The sequence below is a fragment of the Thalassolituus alkanivorans genome (assembly GCF_020447205.1).
In the GTDB taxonomy this organism is placed as follows: domain Bacteria; phylum Pseudomonadota; class Gammaproteobacteria; order Pseudomonadales; family Oceanobacteraceae; genus Venatoribacter; species Venatoribacter alkanivorans.
The window spans coordinates 48394-64112 of record NZ_JAJAEL010000035.1; the positions used below are offsets into that span (position 1 = coordinate 48394).

General features: G+C 54.3%; 16 protein-coding genes. 7 read left to right on the forward strand and 9 right to left on the reverse strand.

Translation table 11 applies throughout. The annotated features are described in order from the left end of the window. Positions 1-6: 6 nt before the first annotated feature. From mraY to mraZ, 7 genes are read right to left on the reverse strand one after another with little or no spacing between them, the layout of a single operon-like run. Positions 7-1089, reverse strand: a complete 1083-nt coding sequence (gene mraY / locus LGT44_RS10640) for a phospho-N-acetylmuramoyl-pentapeptide-transferase (protein WP_230331639.1) — start codon at positions 1087-1089, stop codon at positions 7-9. A gap of 2 nt (positions 1090-1091) precedes the next feature. Continuing rightward, the gene (locus LGT44_RS10645; protein WP_230331638.1) at positions 1092-2471 is read right to left on the reverse strand and encodes a UDP-N-acetylmuramoyl-tripeptide--D-alanyl-D-alanine ligase; all 1380 of its coding nucleotides are present in this window, start codon (positions 2469-2471) and stop codon (positions 1092-1094) included. Next, positions 2461-3957: a UDP-N-acetylmuramoyl-L-alanyl-D-glutamate--2,6-diaminopimelate ligase gene (locus tag LGT44_RS10650; RefSeq protein ID WP_230331637.1), complete on the reverse strand. Its 1497-nt coding sequence runs from the start codon at positions 3955-3957 to the stop codon at positions 2461-2463. The genes LGT44_RS10645 and LGT44_RS10650 overlap by 11 nt, the downstream gene beginning before the upstream one ends. Next, entirely contained in the window at positions 3954-5678 is a 1725-nt protein-coding gene (locus LGT44_RS10655) for a peptidoglycan D,D-transpeptidase FtsI family protein (protein WP_225692314.1), read from the reverse strand. Before LGT44_RS10655 ends, LGT44_RS10650 begins: the two co-directional genes overlap by 4 nt. Then, positions 5675-5911, reverse strand: a complete 237-nt coding sequence (ftsL, locus tag LGT44_RS10660; protein WP_230331636.1) for a cell division protein FtsL — start codon at positions 5909-5911, stop codon at positions 5675-5677. Before ftsL ends, LGT44_RS10655 begins: the two co-directional genes overlap by 4 nt. Positions 5912-5925: 14 nt before the next feature. Beyond that, complete coding sequence (gene rsmH / locus LGT44_RS10665) at positions 5926-6861, reverse strand: 16S rRNA (cytosine(1402)-N(4))-methyltransferase RsmH (protein WP_230331635.1); 936 nt, start codon at positions 6859-6861, stop codon at positions 5926-5928. Continuing rightward, positions 6858-7313 carry a division/cell wall cluster transcriptional repressor MraZ gene (mraZ, locus tag LGT44_RS10670; protein ID WP_145469584.1) on the reverse strand — a complete coding sequence of 152 codons (456 nt, stop codon included), beginning with the start codon at positions 7311-7313 and terminating at the stop codon, positions 6858-6860. Before mraZ ends, rsmH begins: the two co-directional genes overlap by 4 nt. A gap of 505 nt (positions 7314-7818) precedes the next feature. Between mraZ and efpL the strand changes: the two genes are divergently transcribed. The 3 genes from efpL to LGT44_RS10685 all read left to right on the forward strand — a co-directional run bounded on the left by efpL (position 7819) and on the right by LGT44_RS10685 (position 9984). Beyond that, positions 7819-8385 (forward strand): elongation factor P-like protein EfpL, encoded by a 567-nt coding sequence (gene efpL / locus LGT44_RS10675; protein ID WP_145469585.1) that lies wholly within the window; start codon positions 7819-7821, stop codon positions 8383-8385. Positions 8386-8510: 125 nt separating this feature from the next. Continuing rightward, positions 8511-9323 (forward strand): ion transporter, encoded by an 813-nt coding sequence (locus LGT44_RS10680; RefSeq protein ID WP_225692312.1) that lies wholly within the window; start codon positions 8511-8513, stop codon positions 9321-9323. A gap of 10 nt (positions 9324-9333) precedes the next feature. Beyond that, the gene (locus tag LGT44_RS10685) at positions 9334-9984 is read left to right on the forward strand and encodes a DUF502 domain-containing protein (protein WP_145469587.1); all 651 of its coding nucleotides are present in this window, start codon (positions 9334-9336) and stop codon (positions 9982-9984) included. Here LGT44_RS10685 and LGT44_RS10690 read toward each other — a convergent pair whose 3' ends face one another. Together LGT44_RS10690 and bioA are read right to left on the reverse strand one after the other, a co-directional pair. Further along, positions 9985-10488 carry a hypothetical protein gene (locus LGT44_RS10690; RefSeq protein ID WP_222428578.1) on the reverse strand — a complete coding sequence of 168 codons (504 nt, stop codon included), beginning with the start codon at positions 10486-10488 and terminating at the stop codon, positions 9985-9987. A 122-nt stretch (positions 10489-10610) separates the two neighbouring features. Further along, positions 10611-11930, reverse strand: coding sequence for an adenosylmethionine--8-amino-7-oxononanoate transaminase (bioA, locus tag LGT44_RS10695; RefSeq protein WP_230333597.1), 1320 nt, complete (start codon positions 11928-11930; stop codon positions 10611-10613). Between the two features lie 209 nt (positions 11931-12139). Here bioA and bioF point away from each other — a divergent pair, with 209 nt between their 5' ends. The 4 genes from bioF to bioD are packed head-to-tail and all read left to right on the forward strand — an operon-like array spanning position 12140 to position 15715. Beyond that, positions 12140-13339, forward strand: a complete 1200-nt coding sequence (bioF, locus tag LGT44_RS10700) for an 8-amino-7-oxononanoate synthase (protein WP_230333599.1) — start codon at positions 12140-12142, stop codon at positions 13337-13339. After that, on the forward strand, positions 13336-14151 hold the full coding sequence (locus LGT44_RS10705; protein WP_230333600.1) for an alpha/beta fold hydrolase: 816 nt from the start codon (positions 13336-13338) through the stop codon (positions 14149-14151). Before bioF ends, LGT44_RS10705 begins: the two co-directional genes overlap by 4 nt. Next, on the forward strand, positions 14148-14978 hold the full coding sequence (bioC, locus tag LGT44_RS10710; protein WP_230333602.1) for a malonyl-ACP O-methyltransferase BioC: 831 nt from the start codon (positions 14148-14150) through the stop codon (positions 14976-14978). The genes LGT44_RS10705 and bioC overlap by 4 nt, the downstream gene beginning before the upstream one ends. A gap of 17 nt (positions 14979-14995) precedes the next feature. Further along, positions 14996-15715 carry a dethiobiotin synthase gene (gene bioD, locus LGT44_RS10715; RefSeq protein ID WP_230333604.1) on the forward strand — a complete coding sequence of 240 codons (720 nt, stop codon included), beginning with the start codon at positions 14996-14998 and terminating at the stop codon, positions 15713-15715. Positions 15716-15719 lie beyond the last annotated feature (4 nt).

Consider the following 15719-nt stretch of genomic DNA (forward strand, 5'->3'; position numbering starts at 1 on the left):
GATTCCTCAGCGAATCTTCAGTGTGGCTAAACCGATCAGCACCAGAATAATGGTGATGATCCAGAAACGGACAATAACGCGCGGCTCCGGCCAGCCTTTTAATTCATAGTGATGATGCAACGGTGCCATGCGGAAAATACGCTTGCCGGTCATTTTGAATGAGGCAACCTGCAGGATCACCGATACGGTTTCCGCCACAAAAATACCGCCCATAATAAACAACACAATTTCCTGACGAACGATCACCGCGACCACACCCAATGCTGCGCCCAGTGCCAGAGAGCCCACGTCGCCCATAAAAACCTGAGCCGGATAGGTGTTGAACCACAGAAAGCCAATACCGGCGCCGACAATAGCGGCACAGAAAATCACCAGTTCACCGGCACCAGCGATATAAGGAATGTGCAGATAATTAGCAAAATTCACGTTACCGGCCAGATAAGCACAGATACCCAGAGCCCCCCCCACCATCACGGTTGGCATAATCGCCAGACCATCCAGACCATCGGTCAGGTTGACGGCATTACTGGAGCCAACAATTACAAAGTAGGTCAACAGAATAAACAGCAGGCCTAACTGCGGCATAACATCTTTCAGGAAAGGAACCACCAACTGAGTTTCCTGCGGACTTTGCGCACTGTAGAAAAGATAAGCGGCAGCAATTAAGGCGAACACCGACTGCCAGAAATATTTCCAGCGCCCCGGTAAACCACGGGAGTTTTTCTCAACCACCTTACGGTAATCATCCACCCAGCCGATCGCACCAAAGACCAGGGTTACCAGCAGTACAACCCAGACGAAACGATTTTCCAGATTGCCCCACAGCAAAGTACTGACGGCAATCGACAGCAGAATCAGCACGCCGCCCATGGTCGGAGTACCGGCTTTGCTTAAATGGGATTTAGGACCTAATTCACGGATCGCCTGACCAATCTGGTATTCACGCAATTTGCGGATAACCACAGGCCCAAGGAGTAATGACACCATCAGGGCAGTAATCACCGCCAGAATAGCGCGCAGCGTTAAATAGTTAACGACCCCGAATCCGGAGTGGTACTGCGCTAACCAGTCTCCCAGCCATAGCAACATGATCAGTTTTCCTCTGTATTTTTCTGCAGCGCCTGAACCACCTGATCCATACCAGCGCTACGTGACCCTTTAACAAGAATGACATCCTGTTTAGTGGTCTGTTGTTGTAAATACCGCACCAATTCTTCTTTGGTTGCGAACCAGTGCGCTCCGGCGCCAAATGCCTCAACCGTTTTCCGGCTGCGCTCGCCCGTCGCCAATAAATGCTGAATTCCCTGCGTTTTGGCGTACAGACCAATATCCGCATGGGCAGCCAATTCGCCTTCACCAAGTTCGGCCATATCGCCCAATACCAGCCAGCTCTGTGCCGCGTGTTTTAACACGTCGATAGCTGCTTTGACTGACGCAGGGTTGGCGTTATAAGCGTCATTTAAAATCCGCTGACCGGCTTGCCCATCCAGCCAGTGCAAACGACCGGAAACCGTGGTTGCCTGTTGCAGACCCTGAATAATTTCCGCAGCACTCAGCCCAAGCGCATAAGCCGCGGCACTCACAGCCAGCGCATTACGCACATTGTGTTCACCCAGCAATGGCAGGCGAACTGCATATTCTTCACCGTCCAGATGCAGCACAAAATGACTGCCCTGAAGATCACAGCGCAAAGCACTGGCACGTACGTCCGCTGAGGCAGAAAATCCAAAACTGAGCAATTTAACCGCCGCTGCGCGCTCTGCCCATTCGGCATAAAACGCATCATCGGCATTTAATATGGCGCAGCCGCCTGGCTGAATAAAATCGAGCAACTCACCTTTGGTCTGCACAATTCCCTGCAGACTGCCAAAACCTTCAAGATGAGCTTCTGCTGCATTGGTAATAATGCCAACCTGAGGTTTAACCCACTGTGCGGTGTAAGCAATTTCACCGGCACCACTGGCACCCAGTTCAATGACGGCCGCCTCATGCTCAGGTTGTAATGCCAGCAGCGTCAGCGGCGCACCGATATGGTTATTCAGATTGCCCTGTGTCATCCATGTGCGGTAGCGCTGTGCCAGCACACTACTCATTAATTGTTTCACACTGGTTTTACCGGCACTGCCGGTCACGGCAACCAACGGCCCGTGAAACTGACTGCGGTTCCAGCCGGCAATCTGACCCAGCGCGATCAGGCAATCCGTTACCCGGATTAACGGCAGGCGCTGTGCCAGATCAGCATCAACATCCTGATCAATCAGCGCAGCAACCGCGCCCTGCTCTGCGGCCTGAGCAATAAAATGATGACCATTAAAACGTTCACCGCTTAATGGTACGTACAGATCACCGGCTTTAATGTTACGGCTGTCGGTGCTCACACCCTGAATCAGGTCAGCATCGGATGCTGCATCATTCAGCAACTGTCCGTGCACGATTTTAACTAACTGTGACAGCGACAAGTTACTCAGCATAATGATCTCCGCTCAGTAACCGTCCGGCCTTGCGATAACCTGCCTGAGTTAATACTAAGGCATCGCTGTAGGGTAATTTCACGCCCTGAACTTCCTGATAATTTTCATGACCTTTGCCGGCAATAAGTACAATACCGGCAGCAGTTGTCATATCCAGTGCCTGTGTGATGGCACGGCTGCGATCATGTTCACAATAAAAATCGCTGGTATTCTCTGCGCTGAGTGCATCGGCAAAAATCTGCTGCGGATCTTCACTGCGCGGATTGTCGTCTGTCAGCCAGACTACGTCCGCATGCGCGGCAGCTACCTGAGCCATCAGCGCGCGCTTACTGCGGTCACGATCACCACCACAGCCAAATACCGCAGTAATTTTTTTATTCCAGGGCTTAAGTGCCTGCAATACATTCAGCAAAGCATCCGGCGTATGGGCAAAATCGATAACCGCCAGCGGCGCATCATCTTTTACATACAACTCCATACGTCCGGCCACCGGCTCCAGTTTTTGTGCAGCCGCGAGCAGCTGCTTAAAATCAAATCCTTGCAAGGCCAGTGCAGCAATCGCAGCCGTTGCATTGGCCAGATTAAATTCACCGATTAATGGCAGGACCAATAAACCATTGCCCCACGGGGTATCCAGCCAGGCCTGCATTCCACGGGCCTGCATCTGCACAGCGGAATACCGCACTGCAGCCTGCTCGCTTTGGCCATAGGTAATGACATTGGTATTTACTGCTGAATCAGCGGCCAGTCGGCGGCCATAATCGTCATCAATATTAATTAATGCCGCTTCAATATCATGACCAACGAATAACTGACGCTTTGCCGCAAAGTAATCGGCCATACTGCCGTGATAATCCAGGTGATCCTGGGTGAGGTTGGTCAGCACGGCTACCCGAAAGTTCAATCCGGCCACACGCTGCTGCGCCAGACCATGGGATGAGACTTCCAGTGCGGCAAAATCAACACCGTTTTCCTGCATATTGTTCAGGTGACGTAAGATTACGGATAAATCGGCGGTTGTATTACGACTGGTCTGAAGGTCTGGCCATACACCATTACCTAAAGTCCCCAATACGCCGCAAGGTACTGAACAAAAACCAGCCAGCTGTGCCATATATTGCGTCACAGAACTTTTGCCGTTAGTACCGGTTACCGCTGTCAGTTTCATATCCGCAACGGATGCATAACGGCGATGAAGCCAGGTGGTTAACGAGGCTGGAATTTCATTATTAAAGAAGACAGGGACGGCAGGAAAATGTGGGCTCTGTTCACAACGGAAGCCCAACTCACCTTCTGCCAGCACCGCAACCGCACCCTGCTCAATAGCGGTAGCAATATGTTCTTCGCCATGACTCTTCAAACCGCGACGGGCAATAAATACATCGCCAGGCTGTACATCGCGGCTATCGACAGCAACCTGTGCGAATTCACGATCCCACTCCGGCGGAATAAATAATTCAGGAGTAACCATCTGACTTAATTTCATGCCGGACCTCCTGCCATCTGTAACGCCGGTACACTGCCGTCATCCGGAGCAACCTGACGCAGACGCAACGCCTGTTGCATAATGCGTGAGAATACCGGCGCTGCTACTTCACCACCGTAATATTCTTTGCCCTGAGGTGAGTCGATCACAACAACCAGCACCAGATCCGGGGAGGAAATCGGCGCTATTCCGGAAAATACCGCGGTGTATTCTGAATCTTCATAACCTTGCTGACCCACTTTATGCGCAGTACCGGTTTTACCGCCAACGCGGTAACCGGCAACCCGGGCACGACTGCCGGTTCCCTGTTTTGAGGTAACAGTTTCCAGCATATCCAGAACCTGACGGGCAACTTTCGCTGGCATTACCCGCTGACATTCCGTCTGTGGTTGATTATTCATTAATAAACGCACCGGATTACGGCAACCACCCTGAGTAAAACTGGTGTAAGCATGCGCCAGCTGCAAAGGCGAAACCGATAAACCATAGCCGTAAGAAACCGTCGCCAGACGCAGAGCATCCATTTGCTCCGGATAAGGCAGGCTGCCTACCGCTTCTCCGGGAAAACCCAGCACTGTTGCCTGGCCAATACCGGCTTTGCTGAAAAAACTCCAGATATTCTCTGCCCCCAGCTGGTGAGCCAGATAGGTAACTCCAACGTTGCTGGATTTGGTAATAACACCGGTAATATCCAGCACACCGTAATTGCGGTGATCGCGAATGGTTTTATTTTTTACCCGCACATAACCCGGCGCTGTATTAATTTCGGAACCTGGGAAATAACGTCCGGAGCTTAAAGCCGCAGCCACCGTAAAAGGTTTAATCGTAGAACCCGGCTCAATAAGATCGGCGATAGCCCGGTTACGCATGTTTTCCGCACGCAGGCTGGCGCGGTTATTCGGGTTATAAGACGGCTGATTAACCAGAGCCAGTACATCCCCGCTGCGCGCATCCACCAACACTGCACTGCCGGACTTAGCATTATGCTGGGAAACGGCTGCTTTTAATTCGCGGTACGCCAGATACTGCAGGCGCAGATCCAGCGTTAACGCCAAGTCACCGCCTGGCTTTGGCACCGCATTGACTTTTAATTGTTTAATCACATTGCCATACAGGTCTTTAACCACCTGGCGCGAACCTTCGCTGCCTTGCAGAAATTCATCAAAAGCCAGCTCCAGACCTTCCTGCCCATTACCGTCCACATCAACGATACCCACCGTATGTGCGGTCACTTCTGCTGCCGGATAGAAACGGCGGAAATCATCATCACCATAAATACCGGCGATACGGCGTTTTAATACCTGCTGTGCCAGCTCCGGCTGAACCTGACGCTTAATGTATAAAAAAGAGCGACCCTGAGAGGCCGCCCGTTCAACTTTGCGCACCAGTTCTCTGGTGCTCAGACCAAGATCCGTGGCGACAGCCGGTAATTGCTGAACATTAACCTGCTGCGGATTCAGCCACAGCGTTACCACCGGTGTACTGACTGCAAGTGGTTTGCCATAACGGTCGGTTATCATGCCGCGCATTGCCGGCTGAACTTCTTCACGCACCGTACGCTTTTCACCCTGCTCAAACAGGAAAGGCTGATCCACGGTATGCAGCATAACCAGACGCACCAGAACCGCAGCCAGCAGACAGCCAAACACCACCAGCACCAGCGTAAAACGCCAGCGGGTGATGCCGCTTAATGTTGTCTCTTGGTTCGGTTGCGCATTCATTGTGAAAGCACCTGCACCTTGCCTGGTTCTGTCATGTTTAATTGTTTACGCGCCTGCTGGTCGATCCGGCCATGCGCAGTTAATGTGCTTTTTTCCAGCAGCAAACGGGTATGTTCCTGCAGCAGCTGAGCCCGTAATGCATCTTCCTGTTGCCACACCTGCAGCAGTACGCGGTGCCAGTGCACAACCCCGACCTGAGCCAGAGCAGACATAAGCACCACAACCCACAACACGGCAACTCCTGCTTTCACGCCAACCGCTCAGCAATGCGTAATACCGCACTGCGGGCGCGGGCATTAATCCGTATTTCATCGTTACCGGGCATAATCGCCTTACCCATTTTTTTCATGGTGCGGCCGAGCATGTCATCCGGCACCGGAATACCCGGAGGTAAATCACGGCCCTTTTCCTGTGCACGGATAAAGCGCTTCACCATACGGTCTTCCAGCGAATGGAAACTGATGACTGCCAGGCGGCCATGTGGCAGCAGCAGATCAACGCTGTCAGCCAGAATTTTTTCCAGATCACCCAGCTCATTATTCACTGCAATACGGATTGCCTGAAAAGCACGGGTCGCCGGATGCTTATGTTTTTCCCAGGCCGGATTGGCTTCTTTAATTAACTCAGCCAGCTCGCGGGTACGGGTAATAGGCGCTTCAGCACGGGCCTTGATAATCGCGCGCGCCATACGTTTGGCGAAGCGCTCTTCTCCGTATTCTTTTAATACGCGGGCGATTTCTTCTTCGGAAGTCTGGGCACACCACTCAGCAGCGCTCAGACCAGCATCCGGATTCATACGCATATCCAGCGGGCCATCTTTCATAAAGCTGAAGCCGCGTTCGGCATCATCCAGCTGTGGCGAGGACACCCCCAGATCCAGCAGAATGCCGTTGATCTGGCCGATCCCCAGAGCATTAAGCTCGGCTTTCATATCAGCAAAACTGGCCTGCACAATCTGAAAGCGACTGTCTTCCTGCTCCAGCTCTTTACCGGTCTGAATGGCCAGCGGGTCTTTATCAAAACCAATCAGGCGACCTTCAGGTGCCAACTTACTCAGCAGCAGACGACTGTGACCGCCACGGCCAAAAGTTCCGTCCACATAAATACCCGCCGGATCATTCAGGCAGCCGTCGACCGTCTCCTGCAGCAGTACGGTGGTGTGAGCAAACTCACTCAGATTCATAACGACAGACTCTGTAGTTCTTCGGGTAATTGTTCGGGCTGACTGACCATATCCAGATACTCATCGCGGCGGTCTTCCCACAGCGACTTACTCCACAACTCCAGCTTCTTTCCCTGCCCCATCAGCACGCTTTCCTTTTCCAGCGAGGCATATTCGCGCAGCGGTTGCGGCAAAAGGATACGACCGGCGCTGTCCAGCTCCAGATCAGTCGCATGACCAATCAATAAGCGCTGAATGCGGCGGGCAACCGGGTTAAAGCTGGGCAGAGCCTCGATTTTGGCCTGGATCAGTTCCCATTCGTTTACGGGGTAAATCAGGAGGCAGCGTTCTTCAGTATCAATGGTGGCCACCAAACGGGCGCCACAGAGCTCCGCCAGCGTTTCCCGATATTTAGTCGGGATCGCCAGACGCCCTTTGGCATCCAGATTGATCGTGTGCAGCCCCCGGAACATACGTCCTTCCTGTTGGTTTGGGTGTGAATCCTCTGTCGGTGTAAGTAGTTACCAACCTCGTCAAAGTCCCACTATTACCCACTATTTTCCACTTTACGACACTATAGGAAGGCAAATAGCCTTTTGCAAGCCACTTCGGGGTGTGGATATCTGCATTTTTGCTTTATCTCACAAGGACTTAGAAAGCCTTAACGGCAAGGTGGGAAAATGTGGAGAGCAAATCTTAAACAGGACTGTGAGCCTGCATCACGAAGTTAAAGTAACTTCTGAGGTTAGTACTCACTGACATGAGGGTTTATATAATTTAGCTATAAGAAGTGACCACTAACTAATCATTAAAGACAGGCTCTGTGCAGCTGGGCCAATGATGGCGAAATCTGCGACGGGAAACCAGTGCAGAATTCTGCAGCCGTTGTGCAAAAAAAATCTTCAGCCGGAATAATCAAGGCGGTAACATCGGCTCCCTTTACATCATCCTGCAAGCACTGCCACAAGGACCCCTTGCATGCCAAGAGCCAACGAACTGAAGAAAGGCGGCGTCGTCGAATTCAAGAATCAGACCTGCCTGATCAAAAACATCGAAGTGCAGAACCCGCATTCGCGCGGTGGTGCCACCCTGTACAAAATCCGCTTCCAGACCGTTCCCGGCCGGCAGAAGCTGGAAGAAAGTTTTAAAGGTGACGATCAGCTACAGGCCATTGAACTGCTGCGTCGCCAGATCGTGTTCTCTTACCGTGAAGAAGACACCTACTACTTTATGGATGAAGAAAGCTTCGACCAGTATCCGATCGATGCCGAAACCCTGGACACCGATGCGCTCTATATCAGCGAATCCCTGAAAGGCACCATGGGTCTGCTGGTCGATGGTCAGCTGATTGCCATTGAGCTGCCATCATCGGTAGAAATGACCGTAATCGAAACCAGCCCAGGCATTAAAGGCGGCAGCGCCAGTGCCCGTACCAAACCGGCCCGTTTTGCCACTGGTCTGGTTATTCAGGTGCCGGAATATCTGGAACAGGGTGAAACCGTCAAGATCAACACCGCTGAGAACCGTTTTATCTCCCGCGCCTGATTGATCTGGCAAATCTGAGGCTGGCGCAATGTATAGTTGCGTCAGCCTGTCTTGGCGAAGTCCGGCGGCTGTGACAGACTTCGCGTCGTCCTATCACCAGCCGTCATCCGACTTCAATCCAGACCATGAATATTCAGCAATTACAGGCCGCTTCGCAGGCCGTTCGTGATAACAAAGCCTTCGAACTCTTTGTTGTAGCCATCATTATTTTTTCTGCCCTTCTGATCGGTGCCAAAACCTACAGCATTCCCGACCCTTTGATGGTGGTGCTGAACTGGCTGGATACCGGCATTACGGTTATTTTCCTGATCGAAATCGTTATCCGCTTTCTCGCGGCACCGGATAAGAAACGCTTCTTCCATAATGGCTGGAACCTGTTTGATACCCTGGTCGTGGTTGTCAGTCTGATTCCGGTCGATCACAGCGATATGGCTCTTATTGGTCGTCTGGTGCGTATTTTCCGCGTGCTGCGGATGGTATCTATCATCCCGGAATTGCGTATGCTGCTGAACTCGCTGCTGCGCGCGTTGCCACAGCTGGGCTATGTCCTGCTGCTGATGTTTATTATTTATTATATTTACGCTGCTATCGGCACCACCTTTTTTGAACCCATCAATGATGTGTTGTGGGGGGATATTTCCATCTCCATGCTGACCCTGTTCCGGGTGATGACCTTTGAAGACTGGACCGATGTTATGTACGAAACCATGGCGGTCTACCCGCTGTCGTGGATTTTTTATCTGAGCTTTATTTTCCTCACCACCTTTGCCTTTCTTAATATGGTCATCGGTATTGTGGTAAACGTACTTGAAGATGAACATGCACAGGAAAAAGCCGAGCAGGATGCCGCCGACGGCAAAGCAACTCTTGACGATCTGGCGGCAGAAATCCGCGAACTGAAAGCCCTGCTGCAACAGCAGCAACCACCAAAATCCTGACGGAGTTTTTATGAAACGCTATCTGCTGCAACCGCTGATCAAAGGCTCCATGGTGGTACTGCCGTTACTGATTACCATCTGGCTGTTATGGTCTGCGCTGATGTGGCTTAACGGTCTGGGCCTGAGCCTGCTCGCCAGCCTGCATATTCCCAGCATTTTTCCTGGTATGGGCCTGCTGCTGATGCTGCTGGCTTTGCTGTCAGTCGGATTATTATTTCAGTTCAACCCGGTCAGCTGGCTGTATCAGTATGTGGAAGATGCCCTGCTGCGTTTTCCGCTGGTAAAAACACTGTACGGCGCGGTTAAAGACTTTGCCGCCATGTTCGATCAGGAAAAACAGCACAATCAACAGGTCGTGCTGGTCGATATGCCCGGCGATGCACAATTGCTGGGCTTTATTACCGCCAGCAAAATTCCGCCGGCGGTGCAGAATGCCGGCGATAAGGAAGAACTGGTCGCGGTATACCTGCCCATGAGCTACATGGTTGGCGGCTATACCCTGTTTGTTCCACGCGCCCGCCTGACGATGCTCGACTGGTCGTTTGAAGATGCCATGCGCTTTGCACTAACTGCCGGAGTATCGCAAAGCCAGGCACGCAAAACCAAAGAGCCGTTATGGCCCCTTAATGGTGACGATAAAAACAAAGGTGTCTCTGAATAATCAATCGGCGGCAATGTCACACACCTGGCGCGTCAGCGCCAGGAAGGCGCCCAGCGCCAGCAATAAAAAGGCACAGGCAACAAGAATAGCCACCGGATAATACAGATTACCGGCCAGATCGAGCTGGCTGTATTTAATAATCATAATCAGCGCTTCCAGCACCAGTGCGATACACACGGTGCCGACAAAACGGGTGATGGTGCGGCGGATATTCTGGAAAATATTTTCCCCGGCTTCTTCCGCCGCGTATTCCTTACCAACCCCCAACCCCAGCTCATACATTGCCAGCGCGATAACAAGCGTATTAATCGCCTTAATCACCAGCGTGACCATATCGCCATCACTACTGAATAATCCGTTAAAAAACGTCGAAAATGATAATCCCACCAACAATAAAGCCAGCAGATGGAATACACCGGAAAATAATAAAGCGACGCCGGTTTTGTATTGATGCAGCAAAGGCTGGGCAGTGTTTCCCGATGGAGTCAGTAACGAATTCAGCATAAGTCGGTCCTGTGACAGCGTTAAAAATACGTCTGTCTGAGACTGCCTCATCCCTGCACGGTTCCTTCTTTTTTACAGCCGAAGCACAGCTGAAGTACAACTACAGTACAACTACAGTGCAGCTACAGGGCCGCAAGCGCTGCCAGCATTCCTGAAGTTAAATGCGCAAGGTCGTTATCATCCATCACAAAAGGCGGCATCACATACAGCAGATTACCAAATGGCCGCACCCAGATACCGCGTTCCACACAGGCTGGCTGCAGTTGCGCCATGTTCACCGGCTGCTGCATTTCAATCACGCCAATAGCACCCAACACACGAACATCAGCAACTCCCGGTAACTGACGTGCCGGCATTAATCCCGACAGCAGTCCCTGCTCCAGACGCGCGACCTGCGCCGCCCAGTCGTTTTCCAACAGCAAATCGATACTTTCACAGGCCACCCGACAAGCCAGAGGGTTACCCATAAAAGTCGGGCCGTGCATAAAACAGCCAGCCTCACCAGCGCTGATGGTTTCCGCAACCTGTGAGGTAGTAAGCGTTGCCGCCAGTGTCATATAACCACCGGTCAGGGCTTTGCCAAGGCAGAGAATATCCGGTGTGATTCCGGCCCATTCACAGGCAAACAAACGTCCGGTGCGACCAAAACCAGTGGCAATTTCATCGGCAATCAGCAGCACGTCGTATTCATCACACAGGCGCCGCGCCTCGCGCAGGTACTGCGGGTGATAGAAGCGCATGCCTCCGGCTCCCTGCACCACCGGCTCAACAATCAGGGCGGCTATGTCGGCATGATGCTTTTGTAACACCTGCTCCAGTGCGCTGCAGTCAGCGGCATCCCAGTCGTCATAAAAACCCGTCTGCGGCGGCGGAACAAAATATTGCTGCGGCAGAATACCGGCAAACAACTGGTGCATCCCACGGGTTGGATCACATACCGACATCGCCCCCAAAGTATCGCCGTGATAGCCGCGTTGCAGGGCCAGAATCTTATGTTTACCGCTAAGCCCGCGGGCCTGCTGATACTGCAGCGCCATTTTCAGCGCCACCTCCACCGCCACCGAGCCAGAATCCGCCAGAAACACCTTATCCAGCCCCGCCGGCGTCAGCGCCACCAGACGCCGTGCCAGCTCAATGGCCGGACTGTGCGTCAGACCGCCAAACATCACATGACTCATCTGCTCAGCCTGCTCCAGCAGAGCAGCATTCAGACGCGGATGGTTATAGCCGTGTACCGCACACCACCAGGAAGCCATGCCATCGATCAGCTCGCGGCCATCCGCCAGCTGCAGTCTGACTCCACGGGCCGCAACCACCGGCCACACCTGCGCCGGCTCAGTCATTGAGCTGTAAGGATGCCAGAGGTGTTCACGGTCAAAAGCCAGATCGGGCTTCTGTCGCAGCATGGAAGAAGCTGGGTGAGAAACAGAGGAAAAATGCATAGCAACTCCTGACAGTGGAAGAGACCCAGGCCGAAGCAGGCCCGGCTCCGGACCGTTCCGCAGTAAACTTGTAAACCATTTTTAAATTGACTGGTTAACCATCAGCATTATGATCAGCCGCAACTCCCCTGTCGAGTCGGCAACAGAAACAGACGAGCCGGCAACAGCGACAGGCTTTAACCCATTCAGAAAAGGCACCCTCAGGCAGCATGAGCTGGAACCAGCGTATTCAACAGGCACTGCATGAACGCCAGCAACAGCAGCTGTGGCGCCAGCGCGCTCTGCTGGGTGATGTGCAGCAGACACACACCCTGCGCAACGGCCAGCCGGTGCTGAACTTCTGCGCCAATGATTATCTTGGTCTGGCCGCCTGTGGTGCTGATGATCTGGCCCATGCCGCACAGCGCTGGGCAATGGGAAGTGGTGCTTCACATCTGGTGTGTGGTCACAGTAGCGCCCACCATGAGCTGGAGCAGGCACTGGCCGCGCACTGTGGCTATGAGCGGGCGCTGTTATTCTCAACCGGCTTTATGGCAAACCTCGGCACGATTGCCGCCCTCGCCGGACGTGGTGACGAAGTGCTGCAGGACAAGCTCAACCACGCTTCACTGCTGGATGGCGCCTTGCTCAGCCGCGCCAGACTCAGCCGTTACCGCCATGCCGATTACCACCATCTGCAACAGCTGCTGGACGTGCCGGCCAACGGAGAACGTCTGATCGTCAGCGACAGTATCTTCAGCATGGACGGCGATCTGGCCGACGTCCGCCGCCTGAGCGAACTGAGCAGCGAACACAACGCCCTGTTAATGATCGACGACGCCCACGGCTTTGGCGTACTGGGCAGCACAATCAGCACCCCCAACATCGAACCCGCTGCAGGCCAGGGAGTACGGGCCTATTTTGGCCTCAGTCCGCAACAGCTGCCGCTGTACGTCGGCACTCTGGGCAAAGCGCTGGGCGGTTTTGGTGCTTTTGTTGCCGGCAGTGCTGACCTTATCGATTACCTGATCCAGTTTGCCCGGCCTTACATCTACACCACCGCGCTGCCACCAGCGCTGGCCGAAGCAATGCTGGCCAACCTGAAGCGTCTGCAGCAGGGCGACCGCCAGCAACAGTTGCAGGCCAATATCCGCTATTTCCGCCGTCAGGCCGCCAGTCTGGGTTTATCGCTTATGCCGTCAGAATCAGCCATTCAGCCGCTGCTGATCGGTGACAGCGGTAGCGCCCTGCGGCTATCTGAGCAGTTGCTGCAACGCGGGTTGTGGGTCAGTGCCATCCGTCCGCCCACCGTACCTGCCGGCAGCGCCCGCCTGCGCATAACCCTGAGTGCTGCACACCGTCAGAGCGATATCGACTTACTGTTAAACGCCCTCGCTGAATTGCTGCCGGTTCAGGAGGCCAGTGCATGAGCCAGCCTATCTCCCCATGGCGCCTGCTACGGACAGAAAGCCCCGGCCCCGACTGGTTCTGGCTGCCGGGCTGGAGTTTTGCCCCGGAAGTCTTTGCCCCGCTCTATAACCAGCTGCCGGGTCAGCACTATGGCTTTGATTATTCCGCAACAGGGGTTGCAGACAACAGTGACTTCAACAGCTGCGCTCAGGCTCTGGTCAATCAGGCTCTGATCAATCAGGCTCCCGCCAGTCCGCAACGTCCGGCGATCTGGGTTGGCTGGTCGCTGGGTGGTGCCCTGGCCTGCGCAGCGCTGTCTGTTTCTGCAGCGGCATCGACAACGCAAAAAACGGGCAATATTACCCTGATCACACTGGCCACCAGTGCCACGTTCTGCCGTTTACAGGCGGAGGACGAGTTTGGTCTGGATGCCGATCTGCTGCAGCAGTTCAGCCAGAATATGCAGCAACAGCCGGAGAAAACCCGGCGCCGCTTTCTCGCACTCTGCACTCAGGGCGCCGCTGACGCACGGCCACTCAGTCGCCTGCTTGCCAGCCACCAGCTGAGTGATCCGGCTCCCCTGCTGTCGGGCCTCGACTGGCTGCGCAGCTATCGTCTTAACCCTGCAACCGGCAACCGCCTGCAGGTCAGGCAGGAACAACACTGGCTCGGCAGCCACGATGCGCTCAATGCCGGCGGACTCAACCCGGTGTATTACAGCCCCGGCCACAGTCATGCTTTTTTTCTCGAACCCGAGGGACAGGCCGCCCTGTTAACCCGGCTGCAGGCCTTGTGTTGCCTGCTCAAACCGGCCAGCGGAGCACAGGGATGAACGCTGAATGTCTTTCTCTGCAGACGCCCGGCGACAGCACGATCACGCTGCAGCGTGATAAACGCCTGGTAGCACAGCAGTTCAGCCGCGCCGCCCACTCGTACGATCAGGCCGCAGGCATTCAGCTGCAGGTGCGCAATCAGCTGCTCAGCCGTCTGCAACGCATCAACGGGCCCTTATACGGTCACTGGCTGGATATCGGCTGTGGCACCGGTCAGACCCTGCCGCGGCTGCAGCAATTAGGGGCACAACAGGTCTGCGGGCTCGATCTGGCCGGCGGCATGATCCGCAGCGCCCGCCGTTTCAGCAGCCCGTCGATTCACCTGTTGCAGGCCGATGCCGACCATATACCGCTGGCCAGCGCCAGCTGTGACGGTCTGTTTTCCAGCCTGATGCTGCAATGGAGCGAGCAGCCGCACAGCACCCTGCGAGAATGGGCGCGGGTGCTGAAACCCGGCGGCACACTGGCTCTGGCAACGCTGCTGCCCGGTACTCAGCAGGAGCTGTTACAGGCCTGGCGCAGCATCGACGACAAGCCTCATGTAAACAATTTCATCAGCGCCGCTGACCTGCAGCAGGCACTGTTGCAGGCCGGATTGCGCAGCGTTAGCCGGCAGCAAAGTCTGTTGCAGGAACATTACGACTCACTCACCAGCCTGCTGCGCAACCTCAAAGCCATTGGCGCCACCAATGTGAACCCAGGCCGGAAAAGCGGCCTGGGCGGCCGCCGGGCATTGCAGCAGCTGGATAACGCTTATCCGCGTGACCGCAATGGCCTGCTGCCGCTGAGCTATCAGGTGCAGTGGCTGCTGCTGCGTAAAGAGTAAAATGGGAACAGAGCCAAATGACACAGCGCCTCTTTATTACCGGCACCGATACTGACGCCGGCAAAACCCTGATCAGCGCCGCCTATCTGCTGAAAGCACAACAGCAGGGTTTAACCTGCCTGGGTCTGAAACCCGTCGCCGCCGGTTGTGAACGTAAGCCTTCCTCTTATCTGATGCGCAACAGCGATGCCCTGCTGCACCAGCAGTACAGCCAGCCGGCACAGGATTACAGCGTCCACAATCCCATCGCTCTGCAGGCGGCAATTGCACCCCATATTGCCGCGCAACAGGAGCAGTGCACACTTACCGTGGACAGTCTGATGCAGGCCTGCCAGCCCGCCCTGCATCAGCAGCCGGATCTGCTGTTATGCGAAGGCGCCGGTGGCTGGTTGGTACCATTAAATAACGCAGAAACCCTCGCCGATTTTGCCTGTTCACTGGGCGCCCCGGTGATTCTGGTGGTGGGAATGAAACTGGGCTGTATTAACCACGCACTGCTCAGTGCCCGCGCCATACAGCAATCCGGCTTAGCGCTGGCAGGCTGGGTGGCCAACCAGCTGCCACCGGGGATGACCGCGGCACAGGAAAATCTGCAATTCCTGCAACACTGGTTCAATCAGCAGAATGTTCCCTGCCTGGGGGTTATTCCGCCTATCGACGCTCTGAATTGCACAGATAAGCAACAATTACAGGCCGTTTCTGACTGTCTGCATTGGCCCCCGGGCCTGCAGTTGTGAATAA